Annotated in this window: 17 protein-coding genes and 1 tRNA gene; 3 read left to right on the top strand and 15 right to left on the bottom strand. The window is 74.0% G+C overall.

Translation table 11 applies throughout. The features are described 5' to 3' along the window. Window positions 1-50: 50 nt before the first annotated feature. From EDF38_RS16255 to obgE, 9 genes are all read right to left on the bottom strand, one after another. Window positions 51-818 carry a general stress protein gene (locus EDF38_RS16255; RefSeq protein WP_233572424.1) on the bottom strand — a complete coding sequence of 256 codons (768 nt, stop codon included), beginning with the start codon at window positions 816-818 and terminating at the stop codon, window positions 51-53. A 167-nt stretch (window positions 819-985) separates the two neighbouring features. Further along, window positions 986-1,061, bottom strand: a tRNA-Ala gene (locus EDF38_RS12385). A gap of 272 nt (window positions 1,062-1,333) precedes the next feature. After that, window positions 1,334-1,726: a ribosome silencing factor gene (gene rsfS / locus EDF38_RS12380; RefSeq protein ID WP_123355670.1), complete on the bottom strand. Its 393-nt coding sequence runs from the start codon at window positions 1,724-1,726 to the stop codon at window positions 1,334-1,336. A 122-nt stretch (window positions 1,727-1,848) separates the two neighbouring features. Then, a complete protein-coding gene (locus EDF38_RS12375) occupies window positions 1,849-3,240 on the bottom strand; it encodes a hypothetical protein (RefSeq protein WP_123355669.1) in 1,392 nt (463 codons plus the stop codon). Beyond that, on the bottom strand, window positions 3,237-3,863 hold the full coding sequence (nadD, locus tag EDF38_RS12370) for a nicotinate-nucleotide adenylyltransferase (protein ID WP_123355668.1): 627 nt from the start codon (window positions 3,861-3,863) through the stop codon (window positions 3,237-3,239). The genes EDF38_RS12375 and nadD overlap by 4 nt, the downstream gene beginning before the upstream one ends. 17 nt (window positions 3,864-3,880) lie before the next feature. Beyond that, the gene (locus tag EDF38_RS12365; RefSeq protein ID WP_123355667.1) at window positions 3,881-4,099 is read right to left on the bottom strand and encodes a hypothetical protein; all 219 of its coding nucleotides are present in this window, start codon (window positions 4,097-4,099) and stop codon (window positions 3,881-3,883) included. 32 nt (window positions 4,100-4,131) lie between these two features. Continuing rightward, entirely contained in the window at window positions 4,132-5,448 is a 1,317-nt protein-coding gene (locus EDF38_RS12360) for a glutamate-5-semialdehyde dehydrogenase (protein WP_123355666.1), read from the bottom strand. A gap of 9 nt (window positions 5,449-5,457) precedes the next feature. Beyond that, window positions 5,458-6,306, bottom strand: coding sequence for a glutamate 5-kinase (gene proB, locus EDF38_RS12355; protein WP_123355665.1), 849 nt, complete (start codon window positions 6,304-6,306; stop codon window positions 5,458-5,460). Next, window positions 6,303-7,838: a GTPase ObgE gene (gene obgE / locus EDF38_RS12350; RefSeq protein WP_123355664.1), complete on the bottom strand. Its 1,536-nt coding sequence runs from the start codon at window positions 7,836-7,838 to the stop codon at window positions 6,303-6,305. Before obgE ends, proB begins: the two co-directional genes overlap by 4 nt. 271 nt (window positions 7,839-8,109) lie before the next feature. On the opposite strand from obgE, the gene EDF38_RS12345 reads away from it, so the two are divergent. After that, window positions 8,110-8,382: a DUF4031 domain-containing protein gene (locus EDF38_RS12345; protein ID WP_123355663.1), complete on the top strand. Its 273-nt coding sequence runs from the start codon at window positions 8,110-8,112 to the stop codon at window positions 8,380-8,382. Window positions 8,383-8,452: 70 nt separating this feature from the next. On the opposite strand, the gene EDF38_RS12340 is transcribed toward EDF38_RS12345, so the two are convergent. From EDF38_RS12340 to EDF38_RS12315, 5 genes are read right to left on the bottom strand one after another with little or no spacing between them, the layout of a single operon-like run. Then, window positions 8,453-9,868, bottom strand: a complete 1,416-nt coding sequence (locus EDF38_RS12340; RefSeq protein ID WP_123355662.1) for a hypothetical protein — start codon at window positions 9,866-9,868, stop codon at window positions 8,453-8,455. After that, a complete protein-coding gene (locus EDF38_RS12335) occupies window positions 9,849-10,622 on the bottom strand; it encodes a TIGR03943 family protein (RefSeq protein WP_233572423.1) in 774 nt (257 codons plus the stop codon). The genes EDF38_RS12340 and EDF38_RS12335 overlap by 20 nt, the downstream gene beginning before the upstream one ends. Window positions 10,623-10,647: 25 nt before the next feature. Further along, complete coding sequence (locus EDF38_RS12330; RefSeq protein ID WP_370275629.1) at window positions 10,648-11,784, bottom strand: permease; 1,137 nt, start codon at window positions 11,782-11,784, stop codon at window positions 10,648-10,650. Then, window positions 11,781-12,686 (bottom strand): hypothetical protein, encoded by a 906-nt coding sequence (locus tag EDF38_RS12325; RefSeq protein WP_123355660.1) that lies wholly within the window; start codon window positions 12,684-12,686, stop codon window positions 11,781-11,783. Before EDF38_RS12325 ends, EDF38_RS12330 begins: the two co-directional genes overlap by 4 nt. A gap of 19 nt (window positions 12,687-12,705) precedes the next feature. Further along, complete coding sequence (locus EDF38_RS12315) at window positions 12,706-15,561, bottom strand: Rne/Rng family ribonuclease (RefSeq protein WP_370275635.1); 2,856 nt, start codon at window positions 15,559-15,561, stop codon at window positions 12,706-12,708. Between the two features lie 605 nt (window positions 15,562-16,166). Between EDF38_RS12315 and EDF38_RS12310 the strand changes: the two genes are divergently transcribed. Together EDF38_RS12310 and EDF38_RS12305 are read left to right on the top strand one after the other, a co-directional pair. Next, window positions 16,167-16,796, top strand: a complete 630-nt coding sequence (locus EDF38_RS12310) for a vitamin K epoxide reductase family protein (RefSeq protein ID WP_233572422.1) — start codon at window positions 16,167-16,169, stop codon at window positions 16,794-16,796. 88 nt (window positions 16,797-16,884) lie between these two features. Continuing rightward, window positions 16,885-17,814, top strand: coding sequence for a thioredoxin domain-containing protein (locus EDF38_RS12305; protein WP_123355657.1), 930 nt, complete (start codon window positions 16,885-16,887; stop codon window positions 17,812-17,814). Between the two features lie 136 nt (window positions 17,815-17,950). Here EDF38_RS12305 and ndk read toward each other — a convergent pair whose 3' ends face one another. Further along, window positions 17,951-18,367: a nucleoside-diphosphate kinase gene (ndk, locus tag EDF38_RS12300; RefSeq protein WP_123355656.1), complete on the bottom strand. Its 417-nt coding sequence runs from the start codon at window positions 18,365-18,367 to the stop codon at window positions 17,951-17,953. Between the last annotated feature and the right edge of the window lie 63 nt (window positions 18,368-18,430).

Genomic DNA, 18,430 nt, shown 5'->3' with positions numbered 1-18,430 from the left:
CGGCTCCCCTGGGGAGCCGGGCGTCGTGGCGTGGTGGGGCGGGATGCCGGTCAGGCGACCTTGCGGCCCGCGGAGAGCACCTGGTGCGCCCGGGCCGAGAGCTCGCTGCGCACGAGCACCTCGTAACGCCCGGCCTCCATGGTCTTGACCGACGAGAAGTCGCGACGACCGCGGGTCGCGGCGTGGCCGATGGCGCCCCACAGCGCGCCCCAGAGGGCACCGGCGCCGACGGCGACGAGCAGCACGCCGATGAAGGCGCCCGACGCGGCGAAGATGCCGAAGAGCAGGCCGAGCAGGAGGCCGAACCAGGCCCCGCCGCCGGCGCCGCGCGCGGCGGCCTTGCCGGTCGTGAGGCGACCGGCGACGTTCTCGACGGTGCGGATGTCGTGGCCCACGATCGACACGGCCTCGACGGGGAAGCCCTCGTCGCTCAGCAGGTCGACGGCGGCCTGCGCGTCCTCGTACTTCGTGAAGGTGGCGAGAGTCTGTGGGTGGCCGGAGCCGGCGAACGCGCCGATGCCGGCGGCGGCGGCCGCACCGCCCATGCCGCCCAGGAGGCCGGTCGAGCCGCCCACGGGTGCCTGCGTCGGCGCGGGCTGCTGGCCCTGCGCGGGCTGCTGGCCCTGGCCCTGGCCCGGCTGCTGCGTCGCCGTGGGCTCGCCGTAGACGTCGGTCTCGGGGCTGGCGGTGCCGGGCACGGGAGTCGGCGCGTACTCGCCGTAGGCCGGGCGGGGGCGCGCGTCGCGGTCGGGAGTGCCGGAGGCGCGGGGCGCCTCGCCGTCGGGGGTGCTGCTGAGGTCGGGCTGGTCGTTGCTCATGCGTCAGTTCTACCCGCCTGCCCGCCCGCGTGGAGCCTTCGCACAGTCGCCCCACAGCATGCACCAGGCCGACGCACGGCGAGCACCGGCCGGGCGCCGACGCGTTTCTCGATCACTCAGCCCCGGAAACGACAAAAGGCACCCGCGTCGCGGATGCCTTCTCTCGTTGGTGGATCTGAGGGGACTCGAACCCCTGACCCCCTGCATGCCATGCAGGTGCGCTACCAGCTGCGCCACAGACCCATGTTCACTTCTTCTGTTGCCCTTGCGAAGCAACTCGTCAACCCTACTACAGATCTCGAGCCGTCATGTCCACCTGCCGCGGACGCCGGGTCGGCCGGGACCTCGCCGTCGCACCGCGTCCCCCTGCACCGCGCCCCCTGCACCGCGCCCGGGCCTGCCTCGGCGCCGTGCGCGAGACGCGGCGCGGAGGCCGACGGCCCGCCGCCGCTCCCCCCGGACACGACGAGACCCCCGCCGCGGCGGGGGTCTCGTCGACGCTCGTGCAGCCGGGCCTACGCCTCGGTGGACGCGGCGACCGACGCCTCGGCGACGACGTCGAGCGGGATCGTGGGGCAGTCGCTCCACAGGCGCTCGAGCGAGTAGTACTGGCGGTCTTCGTCGTGGAAGACGTGGACGACGAGGTCGCCGAAGTCGAGGAGGATCCAGCGACCCTCGGCGCGACCCTCGCGGCGGAGCGTCTTGACGCCGGCCTCGAGCAGCTTGTCCTCGATCTCGCCGGCGATGGCGACGACGTTGCGCTCGCTGCGGCCGGAGGCCAGCAGGAAGACGTCGGTGAGGGGCAGCGGCTCGGAGACGTCGAGGGCGACGAGGTCGTCGGCCTGCTTGTCGTCGGCGGCGCGGGCGGCGATCTGCAGGATCTCGATGGCGCGAGGGGTGGCTGTCACGGATTCCTCTGGTTCAGGGGGTCGGGGAGGTCGAGCTGGTGGGGGCCGACGCTCGGTGGCGGACCGGCCCCGGACCGTGCCGCGTCGACGCTGCGACGGGACGATCACGGAGGATCAGGGGGTCAGCCGCCGAGGATGCCCGTGGCGAAACCGGTGATGACCACACCGATGATACCAAGCCCCACGACGCCGCCGACGATGCCGAGCACGAGGGGGATGCGGCTCGACGGCGGCTGCGACGCGGCGAGCACGACGGCACGGGTCGACGTGTGGGTGCTGATGGCCCGGCTGGCCCGCACCGGCGCGGCGTCCGTGTCGGCCCCCTCGGCGTCGCCCTGCTCGAGCAGGCGGTCGATGTCAGAGTTGTCGATGCGGGCCTGCGACCCCGTCGCGCCGAGGCTGCGGGGCAGGTCGATCGAGCCGGTGATGATGATCTCGCCGGTCGCGTTCAGCGCGCCCGTGACGTCGGCGACTTGCTGGTCGGTGAGGATCAGCGCGTTGGTCTGGCCGGTGTGCGTGCCGAGCGCGCGCCCGGGCAGGGTCTCTTCGTCGAGGTCGCCGTCGGACTGCGTCGACCAGTGGCCGACCGGTGGCACGAACCCGGTGGGCTCGGGCACCGAGGCCGGGGCCGCCTCGGCGGCGGGGGACGCACCGGAGGCGCGGGCCGCCGACGCGGGACCGCTCACGACGCCGTCGTCCTCCGACCCGCCGTCGTCGGGGGTGGCGGGTCGCAGCAGCGCCGGGCGGAGCGGCTGGACCGCCTCGGCGCCGGACGCGGGCGACGCCGGAGCGGCGGGCGACGTCGTGCGCGGCACCGTCGTCGGCGACGGCGTCGCCGGGTCGGGCGAGGAGGCAGGAGTCGTCGAGGCCGGCACCGCCGCGGCGGGTGACGCCGGGCGGAGCCCGGACGGTGACGCGGGGACGGGTCCGAGCGGGAAGACCGTCGGCGTCGACGTCGGTGCGACCCCGCCCCGGTCGGACGACGCCGGCTCGGGCGCGGACGGCGCGGAGGCCGGCACGACGGTCTCGGCGGCGGACGCCGCGGCGGGCGAGACCGGACGGGCCACCGACCGCGGCTCTCCCGGGTCGACGGCCTCGCCGGACGGCGACGACGCCGGCACGATGGTGATCGCCCCGGTCGCCGGGTCGGTGAGCTCGTCGGCGGTGCTCAGCGCCTCGGAGAGGGTGCGGCCCTGCTCGGGCACGGGCGGCTGCAACGGGACGGGGCCGGCGCGACGCGCCTCCTCCGCCTCGCGCAGCGCGCGCAGCTCACGGCGCGTCAGCTGACCCGGCTCGGCGACCGAGGCGGGCGGCGGCGTGGTCGCCGACGACGGGGCCGCCGGCAGGGGGGACGGCGAGGCCACGGACGACGGCGTCACGGCCGACGCCGGGGCCAGGGCCGAGGCGGGCGCGCTGCCGGGGGCGTCGTCGACGCTGCCCGACGTCTGTCGGGCGCGCTCGAGGTCGCGCATCTGACGCCTGGTGAGCGGCGGCTGGCCGTCGGTCGTGCTCATGCAACGCTCCTGTACAGATGATGCTTGGAGATGTACTGGACGACTCCGTCGGGGACCAGGTACCACACCGGGAAGTCTCGACCCACGCGGGCGCGGCAGTCGGTCGACGAGATCGCCAGGGCGGGCACCTCGAGCAAGCTTACGTCGCTCTCGGGCAGCCCGCTGACGCTGAGGTCGTGACCGGGGCGGGTGACGGCGACGAAGTGGGCGAGCTCCCACAGCTCGCTCGCGTCCTTCCAGTCGAGGATCTGGGCGACGGCGTCGGCGCCCGTGATGAAGAAGAGCTCGGCGTCGGGGTGCTGGGCGCGCACGTCGCGGAGGGTGTCGATCGTGAAGGTCGGCCCCTCACGGTCGATGTCGACGCGGCTGACGGAGAACCGGGGGTTCGACGCCGTGGCGATGACGGTCATGAGGTAGCGGTGCTCGCCGCTGCTGGCCGGGGTCTTCATGTAGGGCTGACCGGTCGGCACGAAGAGCACCTCGTCGAGGTCGAACGACTGCGCGACCTCGCTCGCGGCGACCAGGTGGCCGTGGTGGACGGGGTCGAACGTGCCGCCCATCACCCCGATGCGGGGACGTCGCCCCGTCTCGGCGGCGTCGGCGTGGGGATCGGCCGCGACCATGCTGTCAGACCGCCCGGTCAGTGCGACTCGGGGTGGCCGTACTCGTCGATCGGGCCGGCGTGGTGGGCCTGCGTCGAGGCCTTGCGGGGCGAGCGGTTGGCGACGTCGCGGTACGACCAGACGACGTAGCCGAGGAACAGGAACACCACGCCGAACACCAGCGAGATCACGATGGGGGGCGCGATCAGCGGCGCGAGTTCTTCGTGAGCGGCGGCGATGAGGGTGACGTCGAGCATGGGTTCTCCGTTCGGGGACGATCCGGGCCAGTCTAGCCGCGCACCTGGCCGGTGCCGCGCACGATCCACTTCGTGCTCGTCAGCTCGGGCAGGCCCATCGGGCCGCGGGCGTGCAGCTTCTGGGTGGAGATGCCGACCTCGGCCCCGAATCCGAACTGCGACCCGTCCGTGAACCGGGTCGAGGCGTTGACCATGACGACGGCGCTGTCGACCTCGGCCAGGAACCGCTCGGCGACCGCGTGGTCGTTCGTGACGATCGACTCGGTGTGGTGCGTCGACCACCGCGCGACGTGCTCGATCGCCTCGTCGACGTCGCGCACGACGGCGACGGCGAGGTCGAGGCTCAGGTACTCGGCGGCCCAGTCGTCGTCGGTGGCGGGCACGACGTCGTCGGCGACGGCCTGCACGCGGGCGTCGCCGTGCACCGTCACGCCGGAGGCGCGGAGGGCCGCCAGCACCGGCGGCAGCAGGCGGTCGGCCGCCCCCTCGTGCACGAGCAGCGTCTCGAGCGCGTTGCAGACGCTCGGTCGCCGCACCTTCGAGTCGACGACGACGTCGACCGCCGTGGCCTCGTCGGCGCTCTCGTCGAGGAAGACGTGCACGACGCCCGCCCCGGTCTCGATCACCGGCACGGTCGACCCGGTCACCACAGCCTCGATGAGCTGCGCGCTGCCGCGGGGCACGAGCACGTCGACCAGGCCGCGGGCCCGCATCAGCTCGGCGGCGCCCTCGCGGCCGTGCTCGTCGATCGTCACGACGGAGTCGGCGGGGAGGCCGGAGGCGACCAGCGCCTCCTGCATCACCTCGACGAGCACCGCGTTGGTGCGCCGCGCCGCGCTGCCGCCGCGGAGCACGGCCGCGTTGCCGCTCTTGAGCGCGAGGGCGGCGATGTCGACCGTGACGTTCGGGCGCGCCTCGTAGATCGCGCCGACGACGCCGAACGGCACGCGGACCTGGTCGAGGCGGAGGCCGTTCGGCAGGACCCGTCCGCGGACGCTGCCGCCGACCGGGTCGTCGAGCGAGACGACGAGCCGCACGGCCGTGGCGAGGCCGTCGAGCCGGTCGGCGTCGAGTCGGAGGCGGTCGCGGAGGGCCGGGCTCAGTCCCTCGCGCTCGCCGGCCTCGAGGTCGAGGGTGTTCGCGGCGAGGACGCGCTCGGACGCGTCGACGAGGGCCGAGGCCACCGCGAGCAGGGCGGCGTCCTTGCGGCTCGTCGTGAGCTGGGCGAGCACCCGCGAGGCGGCCTTCGCGGCCGCGAGGGTCTCGGCGACCGGCCGCGGGGCCGGGCGGGCCGTCCCGGCGGCGGTCGGGTCGGCGGCGGTCGGGGCGGCGGGCACGACGGACGTCATGCCGAGAGCCTACGACCGACCGCCGGCGGGCACGGGGCCGGCGACGAAGAACGTGCCGACGTCCTCGCCGCGGAGCGCCCGGGCGACGTTCGCCGTCGAGGTGACGAGCACCGGCGTGCCCGCGGCGGCGGCGTAGCGCGCGGCGGCGACCTTGGTGCCCGCTCCCCCGGTGCCGACGCCGGCGGCGCCCGCCGTGCCGAAGGTGACGCCCGCGAGGTCGTCGCCGAACGGCACGTCGACGAGGGCGACCGCGCCGGGCTCGCTCGGCGGGCGGGTGTAGAGCGCGTCGACGTCGCTGAGCAGGACGAGGGCGTCGGCCCCGACCAGCTCGGCCACGAGGGCGGCGAGCCGGTCGTTGTCGCCGAAGCGGATCTCCTGCGTCGCCACCGTGTCGTTCTCGTTGACGATCGGAAGGATGCGCAGGTCGAGGAGGCGCGACATGGCCCGCTGCGCGTTGCTGCGGTGCGTCGGGTCGGCGACGTCGCCCGCCGTCAGCAGCACCTGGCCGGCGACGATGTCGTAGCGTCGCAGGCTCTGCTGGTAGCGGTAGATGAGCACGTTCTGGCCGACCGCGGCGGCCGCCTGCTGCGTCGCGAGGTCGGTCGGGCGCGTGTCGAGGCGCAGGTGGGGCATGCCCGTCGCGATCGCGCCCGACGAGACGAGCACGACCTCGGCGCCGCGGCCGTAGGCCTCGGCCAGGGCGTCGACGAGCGGCTCGATCTGCCCGGCCTGGGCGCCGCTGATCGACGACGAGCCGACCTTGACGACGATGCGTCGGGCACGCCCGACGCCCGAGCGGTCGACGACCGGCTCGCCGGTGGGGCGCAGCGGGGTCTCGACGGGGCCCTCGACGCTCATCGCTCCTCGTCGCCCTCCTTGACGAGGAAGCCCTCGTCGTCGGTCCAGATGCCGGCGGCGCGCTCACGCTGCAGCTCGGCACGGGCCTCCGCCTTGGCGTCCATGCGGTCGAAGTGGTCCTCCCGGCGCTGGTTGCGCGTCGGGCGGTCGTTCTTGACGAGGCGCGGGTCGGTGCCGCGGGCCGAGGTCATGAGCTCGGCCGTCGAGGTGAGCGTGGGCTCCCAGTCGAAGACGATGCCGCCGCCCGGTCCGATGAGCACGGTCGAGCCGGCCTGCGCGCCCGCCTTGAAGAGGGCGTCCTCGATGCCGATGGCGTTGAGCCGGTCGGCGAGGTAGCCCACCGCCTCCTCGTTGTTGAAGTCGGTCTGCACGACCCAGCGCTCGGGCTTCTGGCCGAGGATGCGGTACACGTTGCCGTACGTGCCGCCCTCGACGCGGACGACGAACGGCTTCTCGTTGACCGCGCGCGGGCGCATGACCAGGCGGGGAGGCGCGGGCCGGGCCGCGATCTCGGCGCGGCTCTGCTCGACGACCTCGGCCAGCGCGAACGACAGGTTGCGCAGGCCCTCGTGGCTGACGGCCGAGATCTCGAAGACGCGGTAGCCGCGCGCCTCGAGCTCGGGCGTGACGAAGTCGGCGAGCTCACGGCCGTCGGGCACGTCGACCTTGTTGAGCGCGATCATCTGGGGTCGCTCGAGCAAGGGCAGCTGGCCCTCGGGCACCGGGTACGCCTCGAGCTCGCGGAGGATGACGTCGAGGTCGGTCAGCGGGTCGCGGCCGGGCTCGAGCGTGGCGCAGTCGAGCACGTGCAGCAGGGCCGAGCAGCGCTCGACGTGGCGGAGGAACTCGAGGCCGAGCCCCTTGCCCTCGCTGGCGCCCTCGATGAGGCCGGGCACGTCGGCCACGGTGTAGCGCGTCTCGCCCGACTCGACGACGCCGAGGTTCGGGTGCAGCGTCGTGAACGGGTAGTCCGCGATCTTCGGCTTCGCGGCCGAGAGCGCGGCGACGAGGCTCGACTTGCCGGCCGAGGGGTAGCCGACGAGCGCGACGTCGGCGACGACCTTGAGCTCGAGCAGCACGTCGCCCTGCCAGCCCGGCGTGCCGAGCAGCGCGAAGCCGGGGGCCTTGCGCTTCGTCGACGAGAGCGCCGCGTTGCCGAGCCCGCCGATGCCGGCCTCGGCGACGACGTACCGCGTGCCGTGCTCGGTCATGTCGATCAGCTCGTCGCCGTCGGTGGTCTTGACGACCGTGCCGAGGGGCACCGCGAGCTCGAGCTCCTGGCCCTGGGTGCCGCTGCGGTGGTCGCCCATTCCGGGGCCGCCGTTCTCGCTCGAGCGGTGCGGGGCGCGGTGGAAGCCGAGCAGCGTGGTGACGCCGGCGTCGGCGACGAGGACGATGTCGCCGCCGTTGCCGCCGTTGCCGCCGTCGGGGCCCGCGAGGGGCTTGAACTTCTCGCGCTTGACCGACACGCAGCCGTTTCCGCCGTTGCCGGCGCGGAGGTGGAGGGTCACGTGGTCGACGAAGGTGGCCATGGTGGGAGTCTCTTCTTGCTCAGGGTGCCGAGGGGTCGCGCCCCGGGTCGTGCACGACGGGGCGAGCACCGCTCGGCCCGTCGGTGGTCCGGCTGCGCCGGGAGGGCGAGGCGGACGACGGCCTCTCGGCCGACGTGGTGACGGACCCGACCGTGCGGGGGGCCGGTCGAGGGCGGACATCGTGTCGCCGCGACCTCGGGTCTGCGCGCACCAACGCACCAGACTACGGCGTGCCGGTCGGGCAGTCAACGCGTCCACTACCATCACCCCCGTGACGATCCTGATCGACGAGGCCATCTGGCCCGCCCACGGCACCGTGTGGGCCCACCTCGTCAGCGACGCGTCGTACGCCGAGCTGCACGCCTTCGCGGCCGTGCACGGCATCCCCCGTCGCGGCTTCGACCACGATCACTACGACGTGCCGGCCGACCGTCTCGACGACCTCGTCGCGGGCGGCGCCGAGCCCGTCACGGGCCTCGAGCTCGCCCGGCGCCTCGAGCGCAGCGGCCTCCGTGTGTCGCAGCGCGTCAAGCGCGGTCTCTGAGCCCGCCCCGGCCGACGACCGGCCCGCCTCGGATGGACGACCGACGTCGCCGCGGCCGACGCCCCGGGGGTCACCACTGCGGCGAGTGGCCCACGAAGCTCGCGACGACGGCCGCGCTCTCGATGTCGACGACGGTCGTCGTGACGTCCGTGGGCGTCGGGTCGATCGTGTACGTGTAGTCCGTCGGCGTGGTCGCGTCGGCGGTCTCGACGGCCAGGTACTGCCCGTTCGGCGAGACCGAGAAGCCCTCGATCTCGGAGGCCCGGCCCGACGGGCGGAACAGCACCCGCGCCTCCTGCTCGTCGTCCGAGACGATGAGGCTCGTGAAGCTGGCTCCGCCGTCGGCCGGCAGCGCCACCTGCTGCACGTACTCGGTCGCGGCGACGGCGACGAGGTCGCCGCGGTAGGGCGTCTGCCCCTCGACGGCCGAGAACGGGATCGGCGTCTGCTCGCCCGTGGCGAGGTCGACGCGGAACGCCTGCAGCGCCGTCGCCGCCACGAAGCCGGTGCCGTCGAGGGCGACGCCCTGCAGGGCCACGAAGGTGCCGAGAGGACGGGGAGGCGCGGTGCCGGTCAGGTCGATCAGCGTCACCTGCTCGTCGGTCGCCTGGGCCACCACGCTGTCGAGCCCGGGCACGAACTGCCAGTCGAGCACCGAGAGCGGCTCGCCCGAGATCGACGTCACCGGCGCGACGGTCCGCTCCCCCTGCAGCGGGAGGGTCCAGAGCGACGCCTGCTCGGTGCCGGCGGGCTGCCACGAGAAGGCGAGGGTCGTCGTCGCCCGGTCGGCGCCGAGCTGGGTCACGAGCCCGTCGCCGTCGCCCGGCAGGGGCAGCGTCTCGACCGCGACCCCGTCGAGCGAGACGAGGCTGAGCGTCGACCGCTCGCCGTCGTCGGTGACGACCGCCACGGCGCTGTCGAACACCTCGAAGGCCTGGATGCGCGGGGCGCTCCACACCGTCGTGCGGTCGACGCCGCCGCGGAGCCCGGCCCGCTCGATCGAGTCGTCCTGCCCGTCGGCGCCGTGGACGATGCGCCAGGCGACGGCCGGCTCGGTCGTGAACGACGTCGAGAAGGTCGAGCGCTGCTGCTGGTAGATGCTCGAGACGCCCTCGACGCGCACCTGGTACTCCGTGTCGTAGCGGAGCCGGTCGGTGAACTGCACCGCGACCACGTCGCCGGAGGCCTGCACCGTGAAGTCGGTCGCCGGCGTCACCTCGACCTGGTCGGCGTCGACCTGCGCGATCGCCTGGTTCGAGAAGAGGCGCAGCTGCTGGCCCGACCGCTCGACGACCGCCGAGGCGTCGACCTGCGTGTCGGTGAGCTTCGGGCCCTGGAGGTGCGTGAGGACGCCGAAGACCGCGCAGACGAGCGCGAGCACGGCGACGACCGCGACGAACCGGCGGCGCTGGCGGACGCGCAGGTCGGCGACGTCGAGCTCGTCCTCCCCCGACCGCGCGGCGCGGTCAGTAGAGGTACGGGTCACTCGGCTGACCGACCTTCTCGAGGCTGTCGGGCACGACGGCGACCGGGTCGCTCGACGTGCTGCTGGGGTTCGTGCGGAAGCCGCCGGAGACCGTCACCCACTCGTCGGGCTGGAGCTCGGAGCGCCAGTCGTCGAGCTGGACCGGCACGCCCACGGGCTGCGCGTCGACGGCGCAGCAGGTGATGACGAAGCGCGAGACGTAGAAGACGTCCTCCTCGTCGCCGGCCGGGACGACGAAGCCGGTCACGTCGGCGGTCTTGCCCTCGTAGAAGGCCAGGTCGCTCGTCTGGCGGAGCAGGCCCGCCCAGTCGAGCACCGAGAAGCTGGCGTACGCGTCGCTCGAGGCGGCCTCGGCGTCGACCACGCTCGTGCCCTTCAGCGCGGCCGTCGACGAGTTGACGTCGCGCTGCCCGGCGGTGGCGCTCGTGAGGGTGGCCGGGGGCAGCGCGACCAGGGCGACCGCGACGGCCACGGTGACCGTCGCGCCGGCGACGACGGCCGTGCCCCGCGCGGCGACCCGGCCGCGTCGGGTGCGGCGAGGGCGCAGGGAGGCGGCCCGCGCCTCCTCGTCGGGGTCGTCGTGGTCGTGCTCGTCGCGCATCGGCGCCAGCGCCAGGACGCCGAGCGAGAGGACCATGCCGATCGCGATCATCACCACCGTGAACACGACGTAGCGCGGGTGGATGTAGAGGATGAGCTGGCCCGTGGCCGCGAGCCAGAGCGTCGAGACGCCCACGACGAGCGTCAGGAGCACGCCCTGCCACCTCTCGGTCAGTCGACTAAGCAAGGAAGTTCACCACCAGTCCGATCGCGGCGCTGGTCAGCGCCACCACGAGGGTCAGCTGCGCGAGGACCCGGGGACGGTACGTCGTGCGCAGCAGGGCCAGCATCTTCACGTCGATGATGGGCCCGAACACGAGGAAGGCGGCGATGCCGCCGGGCATGAAGGTCGTCGCGAACGGCAGCACGAAGAACGCGTCGACGTTCGAGCAGAGGGAGATGACGAAGGCGAGCACCATCATGGCGAGCACCGACCAGACCGGGTTCGTGCCGAGCGTCACGAGCACCGAGCGGGGCACGGCGGTCTGGACGCCGCCCGCGATCGCCGCGCCGATGAACAGCGCCGGCATCATGGTCGCCACCTCGCGGCGGAAGAGCTCGACGCTCTCGCGCAGGCGGCCGCCGCCGTGCTCGTGGCCGGTCGGCAGGGCGCACTCGGCCGCGAACGACTTCGTGAGCAGGCTCTCGGGGTCGGGGTGGCGGCTGTAGAGCCAGCCGATCAGGTTCGCGATGAGGAAGCCGCCGGCGAGCCGGGCGACGAGGATGCCGTCGCTCCAGCCGAACGCCTGGTGCGTCGTGATGATCGTGATCGGGTTGAGGATCGGCGCCGCGAGCAGGAACGTCATCGACTCGGAGACGGTGAAGCCCTTGAGCACGAGCCCCCGCGCCAGCGGCACGTTGCCGCACTCGCAGACGGGCAGGAACATGCCGAGGAACGAGATGACCGCCCGCCGCAGCAGCGGCTGCCGCGGCAGCCACGACGTGAAGAAGGCCTGCGGCAGCCAGACCTGCACGACGATCGAGAGCACGATGCCGAGCAGCACGAACGGCATCGACTCGACGATGACGCTGATCGTCAGGGTGACGAAGTCCTGCAGGGTGTCGGGCAGCAGGCCCGGGCCGATCGCCGGGGAGGCGAGCCGCACGGCGACGAGCACCGCGGCGACGAGGGCTCCCGCGACGAGCAGGGGGGCCCGTGACGGTCGGCGGCGGGCCGTGCCGTGGTCGTGCCGGTGGCCCGGGCCGCCGCCGGAGCCGGCCCCGCGGTCGTGCCCGCCGTGGTCGTCGCCGTGGCCGTGGTCGTGCGGCCGGTCGAGGTCGGCCGTGGCGCTGCCCCGGGGCAGCGGCGAGCTCACGCCTCGTCCTCGAGACGGTCGGGGCGGACCGGGCTCTCGGAGGGGGGCGCGTAGCGCGACCAGTCGTCGGCCGCGGGGGCCCGGCGGGCGCGCCTCGGGCCGTCGTCGACCGGCGTCGTCGCGACCTCGGCGTCGCTGCCGGCCCGGGGCACGGCCTCCGTCGGGCCCGACTGCAGCACCGGTCGCACCGGCCCGGACGACGGCGCCGGCTCGGCGGACGCCGCGGGCTCGGGGTGCCGCGCGGACTCGGCCGCGGCACCCGAGGGCGAGGCGGGCTGCTCGTCCGCAGCGTCTCCCCCCGCCGGAGGCGCGGTGACCGCGGCCTCGCCGGTCGCCGCGCCGGCCGGGGTCGCGGGGGCCCCGTCGTGGTGGGCCCAGACCCAGGCGAGCACGCAGCCCACGACGAGGAGGGCCGTGTCGACCACCCCGGCCGCGAGCGGGATCGTCGTCACGTAGAGCACGAGGTTGGCCCAGGTGTTGCCGCTCTGCGAGAGGAGCACGCCCGGCACGATGCCGACGACCGCCAGGGCGAGGGTGCCGGCCGCGCCCGCGACGACGGCGTGCCGCAGGACCCGGTCGAGCGGGGTCGCGGCGTCGATCGGACGCACGAGGAGGAGCACGAGGAAGGCGACGACGTAGAACGGGAAGGGGTAGAAGGCGAAGCCGCCGAGGAACTGGCCGACGGGCGTGGCGGTGAAGCCGCTCGGGAAGGCGGTCACCGAGAAGCCGATGGCGGAGCCGACCATGGCGAGCAGGCCGAGCACGAAGCGCGCCAGCAGCACGACGCCGACGGCCGAGGCCGCCGCGAGCAGCCGCGCCCGGCCGGTCGCGCCGCGGGGCACGACGACGGCAGCCCGGCCGGACGACTCGGGAGTCGTCGGGCCGGGCTGCGTCGAGGTCACGGCTGTCACCCTAGACGAGTCACAGTTCGTCGGAGCTGACCCCCACGCCGAGGATGAACGGACCCGAGTCGCCGGAGCCCGCGTCGCCGGAGGCCGGCGTCGTGGGCGCGGCGGGCGCGGTGCCCGCGCTGGAGGCGCGACGCGAGCGGCCACGCCCCTGGCCCGGCTGCTTGGGCTCGGGGAGCGCGCCGAGCACGGAGTCGAGCAGCTGCTCGGCGTCCTCGCTGCTCAGCTTGCGGGGCTCGCGACGGGTCGCCGCGACGGGGATGTCGAGGATCGCCACCGACGCGTCCGGCGTCGAGACGACCGCCGACGAACGACGCGACTCGGTGCTGCGCTCGGCCTTGGGCGTCGACGCGGCGGGGGCTGCGGGGGCCTCCTCCGTCGCGGTCGGCACGACGACGGGCTCGACCGTGGCGGACGCCGCGGCCACGCCTGACCGGTCGTCCGCCCGGTCACGGTCACGGTCGCTCGTCGGTCCGTCGTGCGAGGGCTGGCCCGCCGCGGGCCGGTCGCCCGTCTGCTGGTCGCCCGCCTGCTGGTCGCCCGCCTGCTGGTCACCGGCCTGCTGGTCCGCCTCACGGCCGGAGCGCGAGGCCCGGCGGCTCTTGCGCCCGCGGCCGCGGCGTCCCTCGCCCTGCTGCTCGTCCTGGCCGGCGTCGCTCGACGAGCCGGTCGACGACGAGCTCGACGACTCCGTGCCCGTGGCCTGCGCCGCCGCGGCGTCGATGGCCGCCTCGACGGCAGCCGCGGCCTCGGCCGCGCTGTCGCCGGGGCGCTCGCCGTCCTCCGCATGGGCGATGGTCGACGCCGCGATGCGCGAGAGGGCGTTCTTCACGTCCTCCGTGATGGCGTGGGTGCCGGTCGTCGGGTGCGCCGGGCTGGTCGGGGCGGACGAGCCGGCCCGGCCCGGGCCCTGCGGCGCGGAGCCGCCCGACTTCGGGCCGGCCTGGGCGCCGCCGCGACGGCGCTGCTCCTGCTGGCCGCCCTTGCGGGGCTGCTGCTCCTGCACGCGGGCCGCGCTGCCGGCCTCGGCGAACGACTCGGCGAGGCCGAGCCCGAGCTTCTTGCGGGTCATCTGCACGAGGCCGAGCGAGGTGACCTCGGCGACCTGGTGCTTGGTCCGGTCGCGGCTCAGGCACTCGACGAGGCGGCGCAGCACGAGGTCGCGGTTCGACTCGAGCACCATGTCGATGAAGTCGACGACGATGATGCCGCCGATGTCGCGCAGGCGCAGCTGACGGACGATCTCCTCCGCCGCCTCGAGGTTGTTCTTGGTGACCGTCTCCTCGAGGTTGCCGCCCGAGCCGACGAACTTGCCGGTGTTGACGTCGACGACGGTCATGGCCTCGGTGCGGTCGATGACGAGCGAGCCGCCCGAGGGCAGCCAGACCTTGCGGTCGAGCGCCTTCTCGATCTGCTCGTTCAGGCGGTACTCGTCGAACGCGTCGCGGTCGCCCTCGTAGCGCTTGACGCGGTCGAGCAGGTCGGGGGCCACGGCCGAGAGGTACGACTGCAGCGTCTCGTGGGCGTCGTCGCCGTCGATGACCATCTCGTGGAAGTCCTCGTTGAAGACGTCGCGGACGATCTTGATGAGCAGGTCGGGCTCGGAGTGCAGCTGGGCAGGCGCGTTGCCGACCTCGACCTTCTTGGCGATGTCCGCCCACTGGTTCGTGAGGCGCTTGATGTCGAGGGTGAGCTGCTCCTCCGTGGCGCCCTCCGCCGCGGTGCGGACGATGACTCCCGCGTTCTCGGGCAGCGCCTCCTTCAGGATCTTCTTGAGGCGCGCGCGCTCGGTGTCGGGCAGCTTGCGGCTGATGCCGTTCATCGAGCCGTTGGGCACGTAGACGAGGTAGCGGCCGGGCAGCGAGACCTGGCTGGTGAGGCGGGCGCCCTTGTGGCCCACCGGGTCTTTCGTGACCTGGACGAGCACGCGGTCGCCGGGCTTGAGCGCCAGCTCGATGCGGCGGGGCTGGTTGCCGTTCGACAGCGAGTCCCAGTCGACCTCGCCGGAGTAGAGCACGGCGTTGCGGCCGCGTCCGATGTCGACGAAGGCGGCCTCCATGCTCGGCAGCACGTTCTGCACGCGGCCGAGGTAGACGTTGCCGATCAGGGAGACGTTCTGCGCCTTGGCGACGTAGTGCTCGGCGAGGGTGCCGTCCTCCATGACGCCGATCTCGATGCGGTCGCCCGACGAGCGGACGACCATCTTGCGGTCGACGCTCTCGCGGCGGGCGAGGAACTCGGCCTCGGTGATGACCGTGCGGCGACGGCCGGCGTCGCGGCCGTCGCGGCGGCGCTGCTTCTTCGCCTCGAGGCGCGTCGAGCCCTTGATGCGCTGCGGCTCGGTGATGAGCTCGACCTGGCGCTGGGGACGCTCGCGGGGCGCGCGGTCGCCGCCCTGCTGACGGGGCTCGGAGTCGCGCTCCTCGCGGTCTTGCGACCGGCCGCGGGAACGGCGGCGCGAGGTGCCGCGCGAGGGCTGGTCGTCGTCGTCGCGGTCGTCGTCGTCGCGGTCGTCGCGCTCGTCGCGGTAGTCGTCGCGGTAGTCGTCGTGGTCGTCGTCCTGGCGGCGTCGGCCGGGACGGGCCGGGAGGGGGGTGATGACGGGCGCGTGGAAGATCAGGCTCGTCGTCGTCAGCCGGGCGGGGATGGGCGACCCGCCCTCGGCCTCGGGCTCGGCCTCGACGGTCGGCGCGGCGGCCGGCTCGGCGTCCGCGATGTCGGCCTCGACGACGGCGGTGTCGACGACGGCGGGCGCGAGGCCCGTCCCGGCGTCGGGCGCCGACGCGTCGGGCGTCGCGGGGGTCTCGGGTGCGGTCGGGGTGCTGGGGACGGTCGGGGCGTCGCCCGCGACCTCGTTCTCGTGGGTCACGTGCTGTGCCTCCTGGGCGTCGATGGGTCGGGCGGTCCGGTCGGTGGGCGGTGCGCTGCTCGGCGCGGCGCCCGCGGGGGCGGTGCTCGCCTGGCGAGCCCGTCGTCCTCCGAACAGTCCCCTCCTCTTCTTCGGCTGGCCGTCGTTGTCGGTGTCGTCAACCACTGCTGGTGTGCTCCTCGCCCCGCCTCGGCTCTCGCCGTCGGCAGGTGGTCTCGTGTCGCGGCCGGGCGGCGCGGTGCACCTGTCCCCGGACCGCCGCGCCCTCTCACGACGCGCATGTGGGTCACGTGGCGTTCGGTCACGAGGTGCGCGGGGCCGGTGTGCTGGCCCTCGTCACCGCCGTGTCGTCAGCCGACGTGCGGTTCTTGCTCTTGCTCCGGAACTGGCCATCCGACGATGAGCGCCTGCGCTCTGGCCCGGATTCTGTCGCGCCCGCGCGGTGCCCCGTACGGCGCCGCCCTGGTGGGGCGGGCACCCGCGGGTCCCGCAGCGGGCCGGCACGGCCCGGAAAGTCATGATCTCGGGGCCTTCGCCCCGCGACTGTCCCCATCATCGCACGCCTGTCGACGGAGCACGATCCGCCCGGTGCGAGAATGACCCGTGTGACGGACGCCAGCGCACCCCAGACCACCCTCCCCACGGGCCGTGCTCCGGTCGTCGCGGCCGTGTTGATGATCGTCGCCGGGGTCGGCGGCCTCGTCGGCGCGTTCGAGCTCACGCTCGACAAGTTCCGCCTCCTGGGGAACCCCACGCAGGCCCTCGGCTGCGACGTCAACCCGTTCGTGGGCTGCACGAACGTCATCAACAGCTGGCAGGCGTCCCTCTTCGGCTTCCCCAACCCGATCCTCGGCCTGATCGGCTTCTCGGTGGTCGTCGCCGTCGCCGTCGGGCTGCTCGCCGGGGCCCGCTTCGCCCGGTGGTTCTGGGTGGGGCTCACCGTCGGCGTGCTGCTGGCCTGGGTCTTCATCACGTGGCTCTTCGTCCAGACGGTCTTCGTCATCGGCAGCCTCTGCCCCTGGTGCATGCTCGTGTGGTCGGTGACGATCCCCCTGTTCTGGATCTTCACGACGTGGGGCCTCGCCCGGGGCGTCACGGTGCGCCGCGGACGCGTGCAGCGCCTCGCCGCGCGGTTCCTCCCGTACTCGTGGGTCCTGCCCGTGCTGAACTACGTCGTGGTGGCCACGGTCGTCCTCGTCAAGTTCCCGCTCCTGCTGCCGCTGCTGCTCGGCTGAACGGCACTCAGGTGGCTCTTGGCCGAGGGCACGATGGTGGTCGCCGGGCGACGCGCCCCCACGACCGTCACGAGCACAGCGAGGACCCATGACGCCACCTGCCGGCACCGGAGACACCAAGCGCGAGCGCCGCGAGGCCGCCCGCGAGAAGGCCCGGGCCACCCGTGAGGCCGAGGCCCGGCGTCGCCGTCGGAACAGGTGGGCCCTGCAGGGCGGGCTCGTCGTGGGCGTGCTCGCGATCGCCGCGATCGTGGTGCTCGTCGTCACCCGCTCGATCGCCCCGGCCGGGCCGGGGCCCCTCAACATGGCCAGCGACGGCATCGTGCTCTCGGGCGACGGCACGAGCGTGTCGGCGACGACGACCGACGCGGTGCCGGCCGACGGCACCCCGACGGCGTCGGCGGCGGGCACGGCCGAGAAGCCGAGCATCGTCGTCTACCTCGACTACATGTGCCCGTACTGCGGCGACTTCGACACGACCAACGCCGAGCAGCTGGCCACGTGGACCAGCCAGGGGCTCGTCGACCTCGAGATCCACCCGCTGGGCTTCCTCGACAGCGCGTCGCAGGGGTCGAAGTACTCGACCCGGTCGGCCAACGCGCTGGCCTGCGTGGCGAACTACCAGCCCGACGTCGCCCTCGACGTGAACACGGCGCTCTTCGCCCAGCAGCCGGAGGAGAACACGCGGGGCCTGACCGACGAGCAGCTCGTGACCCTCGTCGAGGGCGCGGGCGTGACCGACGACCAGGTGGCCGGATGCATCACCGGGGGCGACTTCGACGACTGGGTGGCGTCCGCGACCGAGCGGGCCCTCAACGACCCGCTGCCGAACTCCGACCTCGAGAAGGTCACCGGCACCCCGACCGTGCTGGTCAACGGGCAGCAGTACCAGGGCTCCCTCACGGACGCCTCGGTCTTCGCCCAGTTCGTCGCGGAGGTGGCCGGCGGCCAGGCGACCGGCGACACGAGCACCGGCGAGGCCCCGGAGTCGACCCCGAGCCCGTCGGCGACCCCGTAGCGCGCCCTCCGCACCGGACGACGACGGGACGGTGTCCGCCAGCTCGGCGGACACCGTCGCGTCGTCGTGCTCCGGCCGTCAGGCGGGGGGCGTCAGGCAGCGCCCGTCAGGGAGCTCCCGTCAGGCAGCGCCCGTCTCAGAACCAGAGGGCCAGCTCGCGCGCGGCGCTCTCGGGGCTGTCGCTGCCGTGCACGAGGTTCTGCTGCACGGCGAGGCCCCAGTCGCGGCCGAGGTCGCCGCGGATCGTGCCGGGCGCGGCCGTGGTCGGGTCGGTGGTGCCGGCCAGCGAGCGGAAGCCCGCGATCACGGCGTTGCCGGCGACGCGGAGGGCGACGGTCGGGCCGCTCTCCATGAACTCGACGAGGGGCTCGTAGAACGGCTTGCCGACGTGCTCCTCGTAGTGCTGCGAGAGCAGGTCGCGGTCGGCCTGCAGCATGCGCACGTCGACGAGCTCGTAGCCCTTGGCCTCGATGCGGCGCAGGATCTCGCCGGTGAGGCCACGGGCGACGCCGTCGGGCTTGACGAGGACGAGGGTCTCTTGCAGGTCGGTCACGGGTGCTCCTTCAGGTGGTGGGACGGTGATCGGTCGGGCGACGCCGGGCGTCGCGGCCCGCCG

Source organism: Frigoribacterium sp. PhB160, from assembly GCF_003751785.1.
Lineage (GTDB): Bacteria > Actinomycetota > Actinomycetes > Actinomycetales > Microbacteriaceae > Frigoribacterium.
This window is presented reverse-complemented; position numbering and strand designations above follow the sequence as displayed.

Bases quoted from the DNA above. Each gene is read 5' to 3' on its own strand.
- EDF38_RS16255 (WP_233572424.1), bottom strand. From the start codon at position 818: ATGAGCAACGACCAGCCCGACCTCAGCAGCACCCCCGACGGCGAGGCG.
- EDF38_RS12375 (WP_123355669.1), bottom strand. From the start codon at position 3,240: ATGAGCACGACCGACGGCCAGCCGCCGCTCACCAGGCGTCAGATGCGC.
- nadD (WP_123355668.1), bottom strand. From the start codon at position 3,863: ATGGTCGCGGCCGATCCCCACGCCGACGCCGCCGAGACGGGGCGACGT.
- EDF38_RS12365 (WP_123355667.1), bottom strand. From the start codon at position 4,099: ATGCTCGACGTCACCCTCATCGCCGCCGCTCACGAAGAACTCGCGCCG.
- EDF38_RS12360 (WP_123355666.1), bottom strand. From the start codon at position 5,448: ATGACGTCCGTCGTGCCCGCCGCCCCGACCGCCGCCGACCCGACCGCC.
- proB (WP_123355665.1), bottom strand. From the start codon at position 6,306: ATGAGCGTCGAGGGCCCCGTCGAGACCCCGCTGCGCCCCACCGGCGAG.
- obgE (WP_123355664.1), bottom strand. From the start codon at position 7,838: ATGGCCACCTTCGTCGACCACGTGACCCTCCACCTCCGCGCCGGCAAC.
- EDF38_RS12305 (WP_123355657.1), top strand. From the start codon at position 16,885: ATGACGCCACCTGCCGGCACCGGAGACACCAAGCGCGAGCGCCGCGAG.